This is a genomic window from Ferrovibrio sp. GW821-FHT12D07, from assembly GCF_058807275.1.
Window position 1 is genome coordinate 475065 of the sequence record NZ_JBXAQN010000002.1, and the last position, 14378, is coordinate 489442.

The window sequence follows — 14378 nt, forward strand, 5'->3', positions numbered from 1 at the left end:
GACAGGATAAACAAAAACCACATAGGATGTCCGCAAATAACACCGCGAATACAGGCTGCCTATCCCCGTCAGGGGCTAATCCGATGAGGTGAGGCGAATCAGCATTTGTGCGCCGCAGCGATGCTGGGTCACCTGCACACACCACTACACATCCGGAGAATCGGCATGACAGCGTTCATACCAAAACGGTGCAATCGCAAATGGCGCAGAGCGGAAAGGTAATGCAACGCGAGACAGTTTTTGTCGAGCCCGCGGCCGGTTCGCGGGCGACCCGTCAGGCCTTCTCGGTTTTCAGCGTGGTATAGCTCGCATTACCCAGCCCGGTGCCGATGGTCAGCACGCCCCAGTGCTTCACATCGCGCATGCGCGACACCTCGCTCAGGCCCTGCACCACGGCATCGTTATGCAGGGCCACTGCAATGCTGCGGCCACCGATGCGCGGCAGACGCTCGCGCAGCGCTTCGGTCAGGTTGAAGTCTTCCGCTTCCCAGTTGCCGGGTAGGTTCTGCGCGCCGCGTTTGATCCAGCCATCCTTCGCGATCAGGCCGGGACAGCCGACGGCGATCACCGGCGCCAGATTCCATTTTCTCTTGTCCGCCTTGCGGGTCAGCTCGCGCAGCATGCCACCCAGATGATCCAGCGCCTCTTCGCGACCAATCCGGTGCTCGCGATGCCGCCAGTGCAGCAGTTGCTCGACGCTGGCGCTGTCACCGAACCGGTCAGTCTTTTTCACGGTGACGATACCGCAGCGCAGGTTGGTGCCCCCGATATCAACGGCGATGAAGCCGTCATGCTCGGCCAGCGTTTCCGGCGCCAGCAGTTGCAGCCCGCCCAGCAACCCGGCCTCGTCCGGATGATGGCTCAGCGGCAACAGATCGACATCCATCTCGGCTTCACGCAGCAGGATGGCGGCGCGCAGGATGGCGATCTCGCCCACGCGCGACCGGCGCAGGCCGCCGCCCACCACGATGCGCTCCACGTCGCGCCAGGATTTCTGTTTCATGAAGCGCTGCACGACGGCGGAAATATTCTGCGCAAATTCCTCGATGGCACCCTGCACGATGGCTGCTGCGCCCAGATCGTCGCCGGTCAGGATCACATCGAATTCGCTTTTCGACATGTCGCGCGCCCGCGTGTCGCGCAGCTCATGCTCGGTCAGGTCGCGGTTTTCCTTGCGCAGGCGGTCGATCAGGTCGCGAAAGGCGCGCCCACTGGCCCGGTCGCCGATGAAGCCTTGCGCGTCACGGATTTCCAGATTGTAGCTGTCGACATGCACGGCCGGCAGATCGGCCGCACCATGCCAGGGCAGCGCCACATGGCTCGGCTCGCGTCCATTGTTGTCGTGCTTTTCGCGATTGCGTGTCTTCGCAGGCTGTTTCCTGGCAGCTTGGCGGGCGACCATCCATCCTCGCGTGATCAGGCGGACAAAAGCGTCCGCCGCAGATCAACGCTCGGCGCGGGCCAGCAGTGCCATCAGCAGCCAGGCCAGCAGGCTGATCCCGAGTGCGGGCAGCAGGATATCGGTGGCCGCAAAGGTCCAGTCGATGCCGCAGGTGGTGGGAATGCCGCTGCCGCGGCTCATGTCGATGGGGAGATGCCCCTGCGCCGCCGGCACCGGACGGCACAGGCCCATCGGCTCGTAGCCATGGGTGCGCAGCAGCAGCACGCCATACAGCAGCAGCGGCAGGCCGAAGCCGGCAACCAGGCTGGTGATGATGCGCCCGGCAACGGTGCGGGGACGAATCAGGCGGGACAGACTCACGGCGGACTCCAATGGCAACAAACGTCAGGGCTTCGATAGCAGGGCCGGGAAAAGGATGCCAGCTTGACGGCCGGGGCCGTCTTCACCATCTCAATAGAAGGTTGGCGCCTGTCGGCAGGACCTCTGGCCCGCATTGGCCAAAGCTGGCTCGCATTGGCTGGAATTGGCTCAAATTGGCTGGAATTGGCTCGAATTGGCCTGTCCGCTGGCTCGAATTGGTCGACTTAGGTACGGAGTCGCGCAGCAATCTGCCTGTCATGCCACCTGCTGAGCAGCATGGCCGCCGCCGCGCCGACCAGCGCCATCGCCATGTCGGACTGCGTATCCCATTGATCGCCCTGGGTGCCGAGGAATTCATCGGCCCCCTGCCCCAGGGCCAGCGCCGCCGTCCACTCGATCAGTTCGTACAACGCGCTGATCGCCAGACAGATGCTGATCGCCAGAAACATGGTCAGCCTCGGCTGCGCGATGCGGAAAATGCGGATCAGCAGTTCGCGCGCGATGATCGCCGGGACGAATCCTTGCGCGAAATGGCCGATGCGATCGTAGGGATTGCGCTCAAGGCTGAGCCAGTCCTGCAGCCAGAAACCGAAGGGCACCCGCGCATAGGTGTATGCGCCACCCAGCATCAGAATCAGGCCATGCAGCGTGATCAGCGCCATCGCCAGATCGGTGAAGCGGAATTTCTCACGGCTGAAAAACAGGATCGGCCAGGCGATGACGGCCGGCAGCACCTCCATCACCCAGGTGATGCGGTCATAGGGCGCGATGCCGCTCAGCACCAGGCCGGCAGCCCAGAGCGCTGTCAGAATCCAGAACATACGGATGGTTATGCGGCCTTCGACCAGGTGCGGTCAACCAGCGCCACGATCGCCCGCATGATGGCGGTGAGGTCGTAATCCTTCGGCGTGAACACACCGGCGATCCCGGCGGCTGTCAGCCGCGCCGCGTCTTCCGGCGGAATGATGCCGCCAACCACGACAGGCACCTCGCCGATGCCCTCGGCGCGCATGCGCTGCATCACCTCGGTGGCGAGTTCGACATGGCTGCCCGAGAGGATGGAGAGGCCGACCAGATGCACGCCCTCTTCCAGCGCCGCCGCCACGATCTGGTCCGGCGTCAGGCGGATGCCCTCGTAGACCACTTCCATGCCGCAATCGCGCGCCTTCACGGCGATCTGCTCGGCGCCATTCGAATGGCCATCGAGACCTGGTTTACCAACCAGCAGCTTGACCGGACGGCCGAGCCGCTTGGCCACGGCCGCCACTTCCGCGCGGAGTTCATCCATGCCGTCATCCTTCATGATGTTGCTGGAGGCCGAGACGCCGGTCGGCGCGCGATATTCGCCAAAGACCTTGCGCAAGGTCGCCGCCCATTCGCCGGTGGTGACGCCGGCCTTCGCCGCCGTGATGCTCGGCTCCATGATGTTGCTGTTGTCGCGCGCGGCGGCCTCCAGCGCGGCCAGCGCAGCATCGACAGCCTTCTGGTCGCGGCTCTTGCGCCATTCCTTCAGGCGCGCGATCTGATCGGATTCAGCCGCCGGATCAGACGCCATGATGGCGCCGCCCTCGGACGCCACCAGCGGCGACGGCGCACTTTCGGTGAACTTGTTGACGCCGACGACCGTGATATCGCCGGTCTCGATGCCGCGTACGCGGCCGGTGTTGCTTTCCACCAGCATCTGCTTCAGGTAGCCGCTTTCCACCGCCTGAACGGCACCGCCCATCTCGGCAATGCGCTTCAGCTCGGCACGGGCGGCATCTTTCAGTTCGTTCACCTTGGCATCGATCGCCGGATTGCCGTCGAAGAGATCGCCGTATTCCAGCAGGTCGGTTTCATAGGCGACGATCTGCTGCAGGCGCAGCGACCATTGCTGGTCCCAGGGACGCGGCAGGCCCAGCGCCTCGTTCCAGGCCGGCAGCTGCACGGCGCGGGCGCGGGCCTTCTTGGACAGGACCACGGCCAGCATTTCCAGCAGGATGCGGTAGACGTTGTTTTCCGGCTGCGGCTCGGTCAGCCCCAGCGAATTGACCTGCACGCCATAGCGGAACAGCAGCGCCTTGGGATCGGTGACGCCATAACGCTCGCGGCCGATCTCCTCCCAGAGATCAACGAAGGCGCGCATCTTGCATATTTCGGTGACAAACCGGATGCCGGCATTGACGAAGAAGCTGATGCGGCCGAAGGCCTGCGCGAAATCCGCTTCCGGCACCTGGCCGCTGTCGCGCACGGCATCCAGCACGGCAATGGCCGTCGCCAGCGCATAGGCCAGCTCCTGCACCGGCGTCGCGCCGGCTTCCTGCAGGTGATAGCTGCAGACATTGGTGGGATTCCACTTGGGCAGCTCACGATAGGTGAAGGCGATCACGTCGGTGATCAGCCGCATCGAGGCCGCCGGCGGGAAGATATAGGTCCCGCGCGACAGATATTCCTTGATGATGTCGTTCTGCACGGTGCCGTTCAGGTCGGCGCGGCTGGCGCCCTGCTCCTCGGCGACCGCGATATACAGCGCCAGCAGCCAGGCCGCCGGCGCGTTGATGGTCATCGAGGTGTTCATCTGGCCGAGCGGAATCTGGTCGAACAGCATCCGCATGTCGCCCAGATGGCTGACCGGCACGCCGACCTTGCCGACTTCGCCGCGCGCCAGCACATGGTCGCTGTCGTAGCCGGTCTGGGTCGGCAGGTCGAAAGCCACCGATAGCCCGGTCTGGCCACGGCCCAGGTTCGTCCGGTACAGCTCATTCGAGGCCTGGGCCGAGCTGTGCCCCGAATAGGTACGGAACAACCAGGGCTTTTCCCGGTTATTCTCAGGCCCCTTTTCGCGAGTGCGAAGGCCATCTTTATTCGGACGAGTCGCGGACATAATTTTATTCCGTGTCAAGTTGACGTAAGGTTATTTAATTTCTCGTTGCGCCGACACAAGGAAATATCATAACGTCTGCTGCATTGCAAAACGATCTTGCCATTTTTTCGCCACTGCAAAAAGATAGCAAATCGTCTTGCAGCCACCGTCTCGCGGCGTCGCGGCAAGGCTAATCCCGGCCTCCGCGGCCCAACAAGACCAGAAATCACGCTGTAAGCGTAACAGGGAAACAACGAGGGAGTTTCGCCATGTCCAATGCGGGTGGATCTGTGGTCGCGCTGGCGACCAGCAACGGTGCCCCGGCTCCAGCCCAGGCCCAGGCGGCCAAGGGCGTCCTGAAGGACCTTTACGAGGTCGGCGAGATTCCGCCGGTCGGCCATGTGCCGAAGCAGATGTACGGCTGGGCGATCCGGCGCGAGCGCCATGGCCCGCCGGAAGAGTCGATGCAGCTGGAAGTGCTGCCGACGCCCGAGATCGATGCCGACGAAGTGCTGATCCTCGTGATGGCGGCCGGCGTCAACTACAACGGCGTCTGGGCTGGCCTCGGCGTGCCGATCTCGCCCTTCGACGTGCACAAGGCGCCCTTCCATATCGCCGGCTCGGATGCCTCAGGCATCGTCTATGCCGTCGGCCGTCGCGTGAAGCGCTGGAAGGTCGGTGACGAGGTCATCGTCCATTGCAACCAGGATGACGGTGACGACGAGGAGTGCAACGGCGGCGATCCCATGAACTCGCCGACCCAGCGCATCTGGGGTTACGAGACCCCGGATGGCAGCTTCGCGCAGTTCGCCCGCGTACAGTCGCGCCAGTTGATGCCGCGGCCCAAGCATCTGACCTGGGAGGAAAGCGCCTGCTACACGCTGACGCTGGCCACCGCCTATCGCATGCTGTTTGGTCATCGCCCGCATATCCTGCGGCCGGGCCAGAACGTGCTGGTCTGGGGCGCCGCCGGCGGCCTGGGTTCGATGGCGATCCAGCTGATCGCCATTTCCGGCGCCAACGCCATTGGCATCATCTCGGATGAATCGAAGCGTGATTTCGTCATGAGCCTGGGCGCGAAGGGTGTGATCAACCGCAATGACTTCGACTGCTGGGGACAGTTGCCGCCCGTCATGGATACCGAAAAGTACGGCGAGTACATGAAGAAGTGCCGTGCCTTCGGCAAGGCGATCTGGGATATCACCGGCAAGGGCAACGATGTCGATTTCGTCTTCGAACATCCCGGCGAGCAGACCTTCCCGGTCTCATGCTTTGTGGTGAAGCGCGGCGGCATGGTGGTGTTCTGCGCCGGCACCACCGGCTTCAACATCACCTTCGATGCCCGCTTCGTGTGGATGCGGCAGAAGCGCATCCAGGGCAGCCACTTCGCTAACCTCCTGCAGGCCAGCCAGGCCAACCAGCTGGTGATCGAACGCCGCCTCGATCCCTGCATGTCGGAAGTCTTCAGCTGGGCCGATATCCCGCGCGCGCATACCAAGATGTGGAAGAACCAGCACAAGCCCGGCAACATGGCGGTGCTGGTCAGCGCCAAGATTCCGGGCCTGCGTACCCTCGAGGATGCCATCGAAGCAGGGAATTCATAATCCTTCTCGATGCTGACACCGGCTGGCGGGAGCGATCCCGCCAGCCGTCCCAATTCCGATTTCATATTGCGAGCGCATCATGTCTGCTGCCCCGAAAGCCGCCCCGGCCAATGAAACTCTGCTGATCGCCGATCTGCTGCCGACCTGCACGGCGGCGTTGAAGGCGGCCGAGCAGCTGGTCGCGCATGCCACCGCCGCGGTGGCGCAGCTGGTGCGCGGCGCTGATGGCAATATCGATGCGGCGCGGCTGGAAGACGAGCAGTTCGCCACCCATGGCCTGGCCTGGCTCGCCACCTATGCCGCCACACTGAAGGAAACGCTGCACTGGGCCGAGCGCCTGAAGGCGGATGACAAGCTGCGCGAACTGGAGCAGCTGATCCTGCAGGCCGGTTTTGGCGAATACCTCGCGCAGATGCGCGGCGGCATCAGCATGAGCCAGGTGGAAATCTGCCGCCTGGCAGATCTGGGCGTTACGGCAGAGGCCCAGCAGGCCTTTCTGACCAAGGATGTGTTGGCGCTGATCGCGGCCGGCAATACCACCACGGTGCGCAGCCGTATCGCTGAACTGATCAAGGATGGCCTCGATACCGGCGACTTCGGTGAACTGGGACTCGACGAGACCATGGCCATGGTGCGCGAGCAGTTCCGCCGCTTCGGCGAGGACAAGGTGATTCCCTTCGCCCATGAGTGGCACCGCAAGGACGAATTCATTCCGATGGACGTCGTCGACGAGATGGCCGCGCTCGGTGTCTTCGGCCTGACCATCCCGGAAGAATACGGCGGCCACGGCCTGGGCAAGACGGCCATGTGCGTCGTCTCTGAAGAACTCAGCCGCTGCTATATCGGTGTCGGCAGCCTCGGCACCCGCGCCGAGATCGCCGCCGAACTGATCCTGCGTGGCGGCACGGAAGAGCAGAAAAAGAAGTGGCTGCCCAAACTCGCTTCAGGCGAGACGCTGCCAACTGCGGTCTTCACCGAACCCAACACCGGCTCCGATCTCGGCTCCCTGCGCACCCGCGCCGTGAAGGACCGCGATGTCTACAAGGTGACGGGCAACAAGACCTGGATCACGCATGCGGCGCGCACCGACCTGATGACCCTGCTGGCTCGCACCGACCCGAACGAAAAGAGCTACAAGGGCCTCTCGATGTTCCTGGCTGAAAAGCCGCGCGGCGACGATGCCAATCCCTTCCCCGCCGAAGGCATGACCGGCGGCGAGATCGAAGTGCTGGGCTATCGCGGCATGAAGGAATACGAAATCGGCTTCGACGGTTTCGAGGTGAAGGCCGAGAACCTGCTGGGCCAGCGCGAGGGCCAGGGCTTCAAGCAGCTGATGGAAACATTTGAGTCAGCCCGCATCCAGACCGGCGCGCGCGCGCTGGGCGTGGCGCAATGCGCCATGGAGCTGGGCCTGAAATACGCCAACGAGCGGGTGCAGTTCGGCAAGCCGATCTACAGCTTCCCGCGCGTGCATGGCAAGATCGCCTGGATGGCGGTGGAAACCATGCTGGCGCGCCAGCTTTGCTATTTCGCTGCGCGCGAAAAGGATCAGGGCCGCCGATGCGACCTGGAAGCCGGCATGGCCAAGCTGCTGGCTGCGCGCATTGCCTGGGCCAATGCCGACAACGCCCTGCAGGTGCATGGCGGCAACGGCTATGCCGAGGAATATCCGATCAGCCGCGTGCTCTGCGACGCGCGCATCCTCAACATCTTTGAGGGTGCCGCCGAAATCCAGGCGCAAGTGATCGCCCGCCGTCTGCTGGAACAGCGCAACGGCTAGTATCCGGGCTAGATAAAATCCGTCGTTGTCGGATTGGCGCCGCAGACCAGCACCGCAACGCGCTCATTCTTCTGCGGCTTGTAGGCGCCGCTCAGCAGCGCCGCGAAAGCCGCCGCGCCGCCCGGTTCCGCCACCAGCCGCAGCTTGTCCCACAACGCCACCTGCGCCGCACGGATGGCGCCATCCGACACCAGCACGGATTCCGCAACATGTTGCTGCGCGATCGGGAACATCAGACCGCCGATCTGTTTCGGCGCCAGTGAGTCGGCCGCAATGCCACCCGCCGGCGCGTCCACCGGCCTGCCAGCCTTGAGCGCCATGTTCAGCGTCGGCGCCGCTTCGGGCTCAACTGCGACAATCTTTACACGTCCGCCATACCAGGCTGCGATGCCGCCGATCAGCCCGCCGCCGCCAACAGCCACCAGCAGCGTTTCGGTTTCAGGTTCCTGATCTTCCAGCTCCAGACCGACGCCGCCCTGTCCCAGCAGAGTCTCGGGCTGATCGTAGGCATGCACCGCCAATGCGCCACTCTGGGCCAGCCAGGCCTCCGAGGCCGCCAACGCATCGGCATAGCGGTCGCCGCCCACGACCAGATCGGCACCATAGCTTTTGATCCGCGCGATCTTCATCGGCGCGGCGATGCTGGGCACAAAAATCTTGGCCGGCTTCTGCAGGACCATGGCCGCATAAGCGACAGCCGCGCCGTGATTGCCGCCCGAGGCCGCCACAACGCCGGCCGCCGGCACAGACCGGCGCAGCAGATTGGCGAAAGCCCCGCGCGCCTTGAAGGATCCGGAATGCTGCAGCAGTTCAAGCTTGAGCCGCAGCTGCGGCAGGGCGAGGCCGAAATCAGCACCGGCCACCGCGATCACTGGCGTACGCCTTATATAGGGTGCGACCTGACGGGCGGTTTCAGCGATGGCGGCGCGGTCGATGGCGGGACTGGTCATAATGCACCTGGGAATGAAGCGGTCTTGACTTATAATTAGTTAAATGGCTAATTGGCAATATGCCTTCGCTGACAATCTTTCGCGCCCTGGCCAACGACAAGCGCCTCGCCATTCTGGACTGGCTGCGTGACCCGCCCGCTCATTTCCCGCCGCAGACCGACGGCGATCTGGTCAGAGACGGCGTCTGCGGCCTGCTGATCGCGGAAAAGCTGGATGTCAGCCAGCCAACGGCCAGCGAGCATCTGCGCATCCTCAGCCAGGCGGGCCTGCTGCAAAGCCGGCGAATCAAGCAGTGGACGTTCTACCGCCGGAACGAAGCGGCCATAGCGACGCTCAAGCAGAGTTTACGCGACCTTTAGTCTTGCGGCGGATTGCCGCGCGGCCGGCTTCTCCCCGGCTGGTGCTTGGCCCTGCCCGGCGGGACACTATATCCTCTGCCCATGCAGAACTTCGTCCATATGCTGATCCCGGCTTTCGCGGTCGCAACCTTCCTGGTGCTCTGCGTCGGCATCTTCGCCCTGTTCCGTGGCGGACGCTTCAACCGGTCCTATTCCAACCTGTTGATGCGCTGGCGCATCCTGCTGCAATTCATTGCCATCATCCTGATCGGCATTGCCAGTTTCGCCTTCCGCAACTGAGGCCCGTCCCGTCATGGTGAAACTCGACCGCATTTACACCCGGGGTGGCGACAAGGGCATGACCTCGCTGGGCAACGGCGAGCGCGTGCCCAAACACGACCTGCGGGTGGAAGCCTATGGCGCCGTGGACGAGGCCAATGCCGTCATCGGCACTGCCCGGCTGCATACCCGCCCCTCAGAGGATGGCGGAACTGATCTCGACGCCATGCTGTCCCGCATCCAGAACGACCTGTTCGATCTGGGCGCCGACCTGGCCACGCCGGAAGACGAGGAAAACGATCCGCGTCGCCGGCCGGCCCTGCGCGTAGATCAGGTGCAGGTCGACCGACTGGAAGCCGAGATCGATGCCATGAATGCCCGGATCAACCCGCTCACATCTTTTATACTGCCCGGCGGCAGCCCGGCGGCAGCCCATCTGCATATGGCTCGCACCATCGTGCGCCGGGCCGAACGACTGGTGACCGCCCTGCAGGATGCCGAACGGGTCAACCCGGCAGCGCTCAGCTATATCAACCGCCTGTCCGACCACCTGTTCGTGGCCGCCCGCCATGCCAATGAAGACGGCACCAAGGATGTGCTCTGGGTACCCGGCCTGAATCGGGGCTGAGCCCGTTCCGACCCGGCAATTCCTGCCGGGACAGGTCAACCAGACCCTCCACCCGGCACAAGCTGCCGCCCCGTTCCAGGGCCGCCGGAATCTATAAAACCAATATAATTCATATAGATAGATAGCCCGCCACAAACTGGCACGTGCCTTGCTTTTACTCTGGCAAATCGGTTTCTAAGCCAGGAGGCAGTGTTATGACGATTAGTGGCGCTTTGCAGACGGCGATCTCGGGCCTGAACGGCCAGTCGACCGCCATCAGTTTCATCTCGGACAACGTCGCGAACGCGAGCACCATCGGTTACAAGAAGGTGGAATCGCGCTTCCAGACGCTGGTCACCCAGTCCAGCGCCCAGGCGAATACGCATTCGCCCGGCGGCGTGCTGAACCAGCCCTTCTTCGCGAATAACGCACAGGGCGCCATCCAGCAGGTGTCATCCACCACCTCGATCGCACTGGTCGGTGGCGGCTTCATGCCGGTCTCGAAGAAGAACGGCGAAGACACGACCACTGGTCTGCCGACCTTCGAAACCACCAGCTATTACACCCGCGTCGGCGACTTCAACCAGAATGAAGACGGCTTCCTGGTGAACTCTTCGGGCTACTATCTCCGCGGCTGGCCGATTGATCCGGTTTTCGGCACGGTCGATACCTCCGCGACCGAGGAAGTGCGCGTGTCCAACCTGCTCGACGCCCCCGTGGCGACGGCGGTTGTGGACTATGCCGCCAACCTGCCCTCGAACGCCCTGAACACTACAGGCACCCTGCCGGCCACCCTGCCGGTCAGCTCGATCCAGGTCTTCGATGCCCTGGGTAATGCCCGTACGCTGAACCTGGAATGGATCCGTATCGGCACCAACACCTGGACGCTGGAAGTCAACGCGCCGGGCGCCGCGACGGCCAACTTCGGTCCGGCCACCGTCACCTTCGGTGCCACCATCGGCACCACGGCCGGTAATCCGCTGGCCGATCCGGGCACGATTTCCGCCCTGAGCAACAATGCTGGCGTGGCTGCTGGTACCGGCCCGATCACGGGCTCTGCGGGCTTCACCGCCAATGAAGATGCGTCCTTCTCCTTCAGCCTGAATTACGGCGCGGGCGCCCAGCCCATCCGCCTCGACCTGGGTTCGTACGGAAACTCGATCGGCACGACGCAATATGCCGGCGACAGCCTCACACTGAACAACTTCAGTCAGAACGGTGTGCCACAGGGTAACTTCAAAAACCTTGCGATTGACGCAGATGGCTTCGTCTCGGTCACCTTCGATAACGGTAACGTCAAACGGTTCTATCAGATCCCGGTTGCGAAATTCCGTGATCCAACCGAACTGGACCGCGTGGGCGGCAACGCCTTCGTCGAGACCCCGAGTTCCGGTGCGGCCGTTCTGTCGCAGTCGGGTGCCAGCGGTGCAGGCGACTACGTCTCCGCCGCCATCGAAGGCTCGAATGTGGATATCGCGGAAGAGTTCTCCAAGCTGATCGTCGCCCAGCGCACCTATTCGGCCAATGCCCGGCTGATCACCGCGTCTGACGAACTGCTGCAGGAAACCATCAACATCCGCCGCTAATCAGTAACCTGACCGCCGGACGGGCCTTCCGCCCGGCGGTCACCGGCCTTCAGAGCAGACCTTCCCGGTCCGCCGTCACAAGCCGAAAGAGGATTTTCCGTTATGTCCCTGAGCGCTGCCCTCAACACTGCCGTTTTCGGTCTGCAGACCCTGCAGAACCAGACGCGTGTCCTGTCGGGCAACGTTTCGAACGCGCAGAATCCGAATTACAGCCGCAAAATCACCACCCTGACGACGCCGATCGCGGAAGGTCTGCCCCAGGCCGCCCTGATCGCCGGTATCACCCGCGTCGCCGCTCCCGAAATCATGCAGGATTTGCTGTCGTCGACCGCCGACCTCGGCCGTCAGAACAAGCAGCTCCAGTATACCAAGGAGCTGGCCGAAATCCTGGACGCGACCAACACCACGGGCGAACAGCCGACCCTGCTGGCCATGCTGACCCGCTTCGAGGATGCCTGGAAGCAACTGGAAGCCACCCCGGAAAACAATGACCTCAGGGGCCAGGTCGTGCTGCGCGGCGTGGAACTGACCACGGAAATCCGCCGCCTCAACGGTCTGCAGTCGGAATTGCAGAACCGCGCCCAGGAGAGCCTGCGCGAGGATGTCCAGGCGATCAACACCTCGACGATCGAGATCGCCAAGCTCAACAACAAGATCGCAGCCCAGAAGGCTTCGGGCGCCCCGATCGGCGATCTGGAAGATCTGCGCGATGCTGCAATCGCCACTCTGGCTGACAAGGTCGGCGTTCGCACCGTTCTGAACGATCGCGGCGAAGTCTTCGTCTATACCGAAGGCGGCGTGCAGCTGGTCGGTACGGCGGCACAGCAGTTCGATTATGTCTCCAATCCGATCGCCCCCAACACGCCCGGTATCTATCTGCGCGGCACCACGTCCGATGTGACCGCCGGTTTCAGGGACGGGGCGGTCAAGGCGTCGCTTGACTATCTCGACACCACCACGCCGGCGATGGCCAGCACGGAGCCGAACCGGGGCACACTGCAGAAATTCTTCAACCAGCTCGACTCGTTTGCGTCGAACTTGGCCGCCGTGGTCAATGAAGCTTACGACCCGACGAACGCCACCCAGTTCTTCACCTTCATCGCCCCGGCGACACCGGGCCAGGAAGCCGGCTTCATCCAGGTCGATGTCGCCTTGCAGGCCACGCCTTCCACCCTGGTCCCGACCAATGCCGGCACCATCCAGCAGGCGATGCGCAACCAGATGCTGACCGCCAACCAGATCCAGCGCACCACTGCGGCGGCGGCAACGGCGGGCTATCCGCAGGCCGTTACCGTCGACAACAACGGCCTGGCCCTGGCGAACGTCAACATCTTCGGCATCGCCAACGGCATCATGGCCTATCATGCCCGTTCCGCCGCCGTGAACGAGACGAATCGCGATACGGCCGAACGCATCGAGCATGCCCTCGATCAGAAGCTTCGCAATCAGACGGGCGTCAATATCGATGACGAGCTTGCACAGCTGCAGGTTTTGCAGAACAATTATGCGGCGCTGGCGAATGTGATGAACACCGTCACGCAGATGTTTGACGTTCTCGTCAACATCGGGAGGTAATCATGGCTGCTGTTATCGGAAATACCCAATACGCCACCCAGCTGGACATCACCCGCAGCATTCGTCTGCTGAACGCCCAGCTGACCAGGCAGAACCAGCAGCTCGGGTCGGGCCGTTATGCCGACGGCCTGATCGGCGTGTCGCCGCGCGCCCTCGAGCTCGGCCAGCTGAAATCCGAACTCGGCACCATCAACAACTACCAGAGTGCCGTCCAGACCGCCCAGAATCGTGTCGACCTGTACGCACTGACCGTCGAAGAGATCATCGATATCGCCACCGAGGCGCAGAATACGATGATCAAGAATCGCGATACCTTCTTCGCCAGCACCTCGGCGCCGGCGGTGCAGGCCAACGTCCTCCTGGATCGCATCAGCGCGCTGCTGCAGACCAAGGACAACGACCGGTTCCTGTTCTCCGGCACGAATTACACCGACAATCCGATGCGCGGTCCCCTGTCAACCGTGCCCACCGCCTATGCGGCTGGCAGCGCCGTTCCGGCCGCCCTTGTGCCGGAAACCGACCTCACCACGGCGCCGCCGGCACCGTATGCCGCCGGCAACTTCTTCTTCAACAACACCGTCCCCGCCGCACAGATCAACAACTTCTTCAACTTCGCCGGCGTGACGCTGTACTCCGACGACAACGAGCAGCTGAGCTACGGCGTTTCCGCCACTGAGAATGGTTTCCAGCGGCTGATCGACTCCGTCGTTCGATTCCGTGACGCGACCCAGGACATTGCGGGCAACCCTGCCCTCTATCAAGCCAAGGTTGACGATGCGCGCGCACAGCTCACCACGGCGATCACCGAACTGAAGTCGATTGCCTCGCGCAACGGCTACAAGCAGCAGCAGCTGAAAGAGGTGATGGAGCGCCACAATCGTGCGCTCGACGTCACCAAGGTCCGCGCCGGCGCCATCGAGAATGTCGATATCGGCGAAGTCTCGGTCAACATCAAGAACCTGCAGACGTCGCTGGAAGCCAGCTACATCATCACCCGCGACACCCTTTCGATGTCGCTGGTGAAATACCTCTAAAACCCGGCATTTAACCGGCTC

The 14378-nt window shown here is 63.1% G+C and carries 13 protein-coding genes; 8 read left to right on the forward strand and 5 right to left on the reverse strand.

Annotated features, from left to right (window positions below):
- Nucleotides 1-274: 274 nt before the first annotated feature.
- From AC1RRE_RS14120 to AC1RRE_RS14135, 4 genes are all read right to left on the reverse strand, one after another.
- Nucleotides 275-1402, reverse strand: coding sequence for a hypothetical protein (locus AC1RRE_RS14120; RefSeq protein ID WP_492981825.1), 1128 nt, complete (start codon nucleotides 1400-1402; stop codon nucleotides 275-277).
- A gap of 42 nt (nucleotides 1403-1444) precedes the next feature.
- Entirely contained in the window at nucleotides 1445-1762 is a 318-nt protein-coding gene (locus tag AC1RRE_RS14125) for a hypothetical protein (RefSeq protein WP_492981826.1), read from the reverse strand.
- Nucleotides 1763-1986: 224 nt separating this feature from the next.
- Nucleotides 1987-2583 carry a DUF2238 domain-containing protein gene (locus AC1RRE_RS14130; RefSeq protein WP_492981827.1) on the reverse strand — a complete coding sequence of 199 codons (597 nt, stop codon included), beginning with the start codon at nucleotides 2581-2583 and terminating at the stop codon, nucleotides 1987-1989.
- An 8-nt stretch (nucleotides 2584-2591) separates the two neighbouring features.
- The gene (locus tag AC1RRE_RS14135) at nucleotides 2592-4625 is read right to left on the reverse strand and encodes a methylmalonyl-CoA mutase family protein (protein ID WP_492981828.1); all 2034 of its coding nucleotides are present in this window, start codon (nucleotides 4623-4625) and stop codon (nucleotides 2592-2594) included.
- 248 nt (nucleotides 4626-4873) lie between these two features.
- Here AC1RRE_RS14135 and ccrA point away from each other — a divergent pair, with 248 nt between their 5' ends.
- Together ccrA and AC1RRE_RS14145 are read left to right on the forward strand one after the other, a co-directional pair.
- On the forward strand, nucleotides 4874-6208 hold the full coding sequence (ccrA, locus tag AC1RRE_RS14140; protein WP_492981829.1) for a crotonyl-CoA carboxylase/reductase: 1335 nt from the start codon (nucleotides 4874-4876) through the stop codon (nucleotides 6206-6208).
- 79 nt (nucleotides 6209-6287) lie between these two features.
- The gene (locus AC1RRE_RS14145) at nucleotides 6288-7988 is read left to right on the forward strand and encodes an acyl-CoA dehydrogenase family protein (RefSeq protein ID WP_492981830.1); all 1701 of its coding nucleotides are present in this window, start codon (nucleotides 6288-6290) and stop codon (nucleotides 7986-7988) included.
- 8 nt (nucleotides 7989-7996) lie between these two features.
- Here AC1RRE_RS14145 and AC1RRE_RS14150 read toward each other — a convergent pair whose 3' ends face one another.
- A complete protein-coding gene (locus AC1RRE_RS14150) occupies nucleotides 7997-8938 on the reverse strand; it encodes a threonine/serine dehydratase (RefSeq protein ID WP_492981831.1) in 942 nt (313 codons plus the stop codon).
- Between the two features lie 59 nt (nucleotides 8939-8997).
- Here AC1RRE_RS14150 and AC1RRE_RS14155 point away from each other — a divergent pair, with 59 nt between their 5' ends.
- The 6 genes from AC1RRE_RS14155 (at nucleotide 8998) to AC1RRE_RS14180 (ending at nucleotide 14357) form a co-directional block, all read left to right on the forward strand.
- A complete protein-coding gene (locus AC1RRE_RS14155; protein WP_492981832.1) occupies nucleotides 8998-9297 on the forward strand; it encodes an ArsR/SmtB family transcription factor in 300 nt (99 codons plus the stop codon).
- Between the two features lie 81 nt (nucleotides 9298-9378).
- Nucleotides 9379-9576 (forward strand): twin transmembrane helix small protein, encoded by a 198-nt coding sequence (locus tag AC1RRE_RS14160; protein ID WP_492981833.1) that lies wholly within the window; start codon nucleotides 9379-9381, stop codon nucleotides 9574-9576.
- Between the two features lie 13 nt (nucleotides 9577-9589).
- Entirely contained in the window at nucleotides 9590-10183 is a 594-nt protein-coding gene (locus tag AC1RRE_RS14165; RefSeq protein WP_492981834.1) for a cob(I)yrinic acid a,c-diamide adenosyltransferase, read from the forward strand.
- 194 nt (nucleotides 10184-10377) lie between these two features.
- The gene (locus tag AC1RRE_RS14170; protein WP_492981835.1) at nucleotides 10378-11748 is read left to right on the forward strand and encodes a flagellar hook protein FlgE; all 1371 of its coding nucleotides are present in this window, start codon (nucleotides 10378-10380) and stop codon (nucleotides 11746-11748) included.
- Between the two features lie 102 nt (nucleotides 11749-11850).
- Nucleotides 11851-13323 (forward strand): flagellar hook-associated protein FlgK, encoded by a 1473-nt coding sequence (gene flgK, locus AC1RRE_RS14175; RefSeq protein ID WP_492981836.1) that lies wholly within the window; start codon nucleotides 11851-11853, stop codon nucleotides 13321-13323.
- Between the two features lie 2 nt (nucleotides 13324-13325).
- On the forward strand, nucleotides 13326-14357 hold the full coding sequence (locus AC1RRE_RS14180) for a flagellin (RefSeq protein ID WP_492981837.1): 1032 nt from the start codon (nucleotides 13326-13328) through the stop codon (nucleotides 14355-14357).
- The last annotated feature ends 21 nt before the right edge of the window (nucleotides 14358-14378 follow it).

What these genes read in the sequence shown, in the direction of transcription:
- AC1RRE_RS14120 (WP_492981825.1), bottom strand. Translation starts at nt 1,402, where the DNA reads ATGGTCGCCCGCCAAGCTGCCAGGAAACAGCCTGCGAAGACACGCAAT.
- AC1RRE_RS14130 (WP_492981827.1), bottom strand. Translation starts at nt 2,583, where the DNA reads ATGTTCTGGATTCTGACAGCGCTCTGGGCTGCCGGCCTGGTGCTGAGC.
- AC1RRE_RS14135 (WP_492981828.1), bottom strand. Translation starts at nt 4,625, where the DNA reads ATGTCCGCGACTCGTCCGAATAAAGATGGCCTTCGCACTCGCGAAAAG.
- ccrA (WP_492981829.1), top strand. Translation starts at nt 4,874, where the DNA reads ATGTCCAATGCGGGTGGATCTGTGGTCGCGCTGGCGACCAGCAACGGT.
- AC1RRE_RS14145 (WP_492981830.1), top strand. Translation starts at nt 6,288, where the DNA reads ATGTCTGCTGCCCCGAAAGCCGCCCCGGCCAATGAAACTCTGCTGATC.
- AC1RRE_RS14150 (WP_492981831.1), bottom strand. Translation starts at nt 8,938, where the DNA reads ATGACCAGTCCCGCCATCGACCGCGCCGCCATCGCTGAAACCGCCCGT.
- AC1RRE_RS14155 (WP_492981832.1), top strand. Translation starts at nt 8,998, where the DNA reads ATGCCTTCGCTGACAATCTTTCGCGCCCTGGCCAACGACAAGCGCCTC.
- AC1RRE_RS14160 (WP_492981833.1), top strand. Translation starts at nt 9,379, where the DNA reads ATGCAGAACTTCGTCCATATGCTGATCCCGGCTTTCGCGGTCGCAACC.
- AC1RRE_RS14165 (WP_492981834.1), top strand. Translation starts at nt 9,590, where the DNA reads ATGGTGAAACTCGACCGCATTTACACCCGGGGTGGCGACAAGGGCATG.
- AC1RRE_RS14170 (WP_492981835.1), top strand. Translation starts at nt 10,378, where the DNA reads ATGACGATTAGTGGCGCTTTGCAGACGGCGATCTCGGGCCTGAACGGC.
- flgK (WP_492981836.1), top strand. Translation starts at nt 11,851, where the DNA reads ATGTCCCTGAGCGCTGCCCTCAACACTGCCGTTTTCGGTCTGCAGACC.
- AC1RRE_RS14180 (WP_492981837.1), top strand. Translation starts at nt 13,326, where the DNA reads ATGGCTGCTGTTATCGGAAATACCCAATACGCCACCCAGCTGGACATC.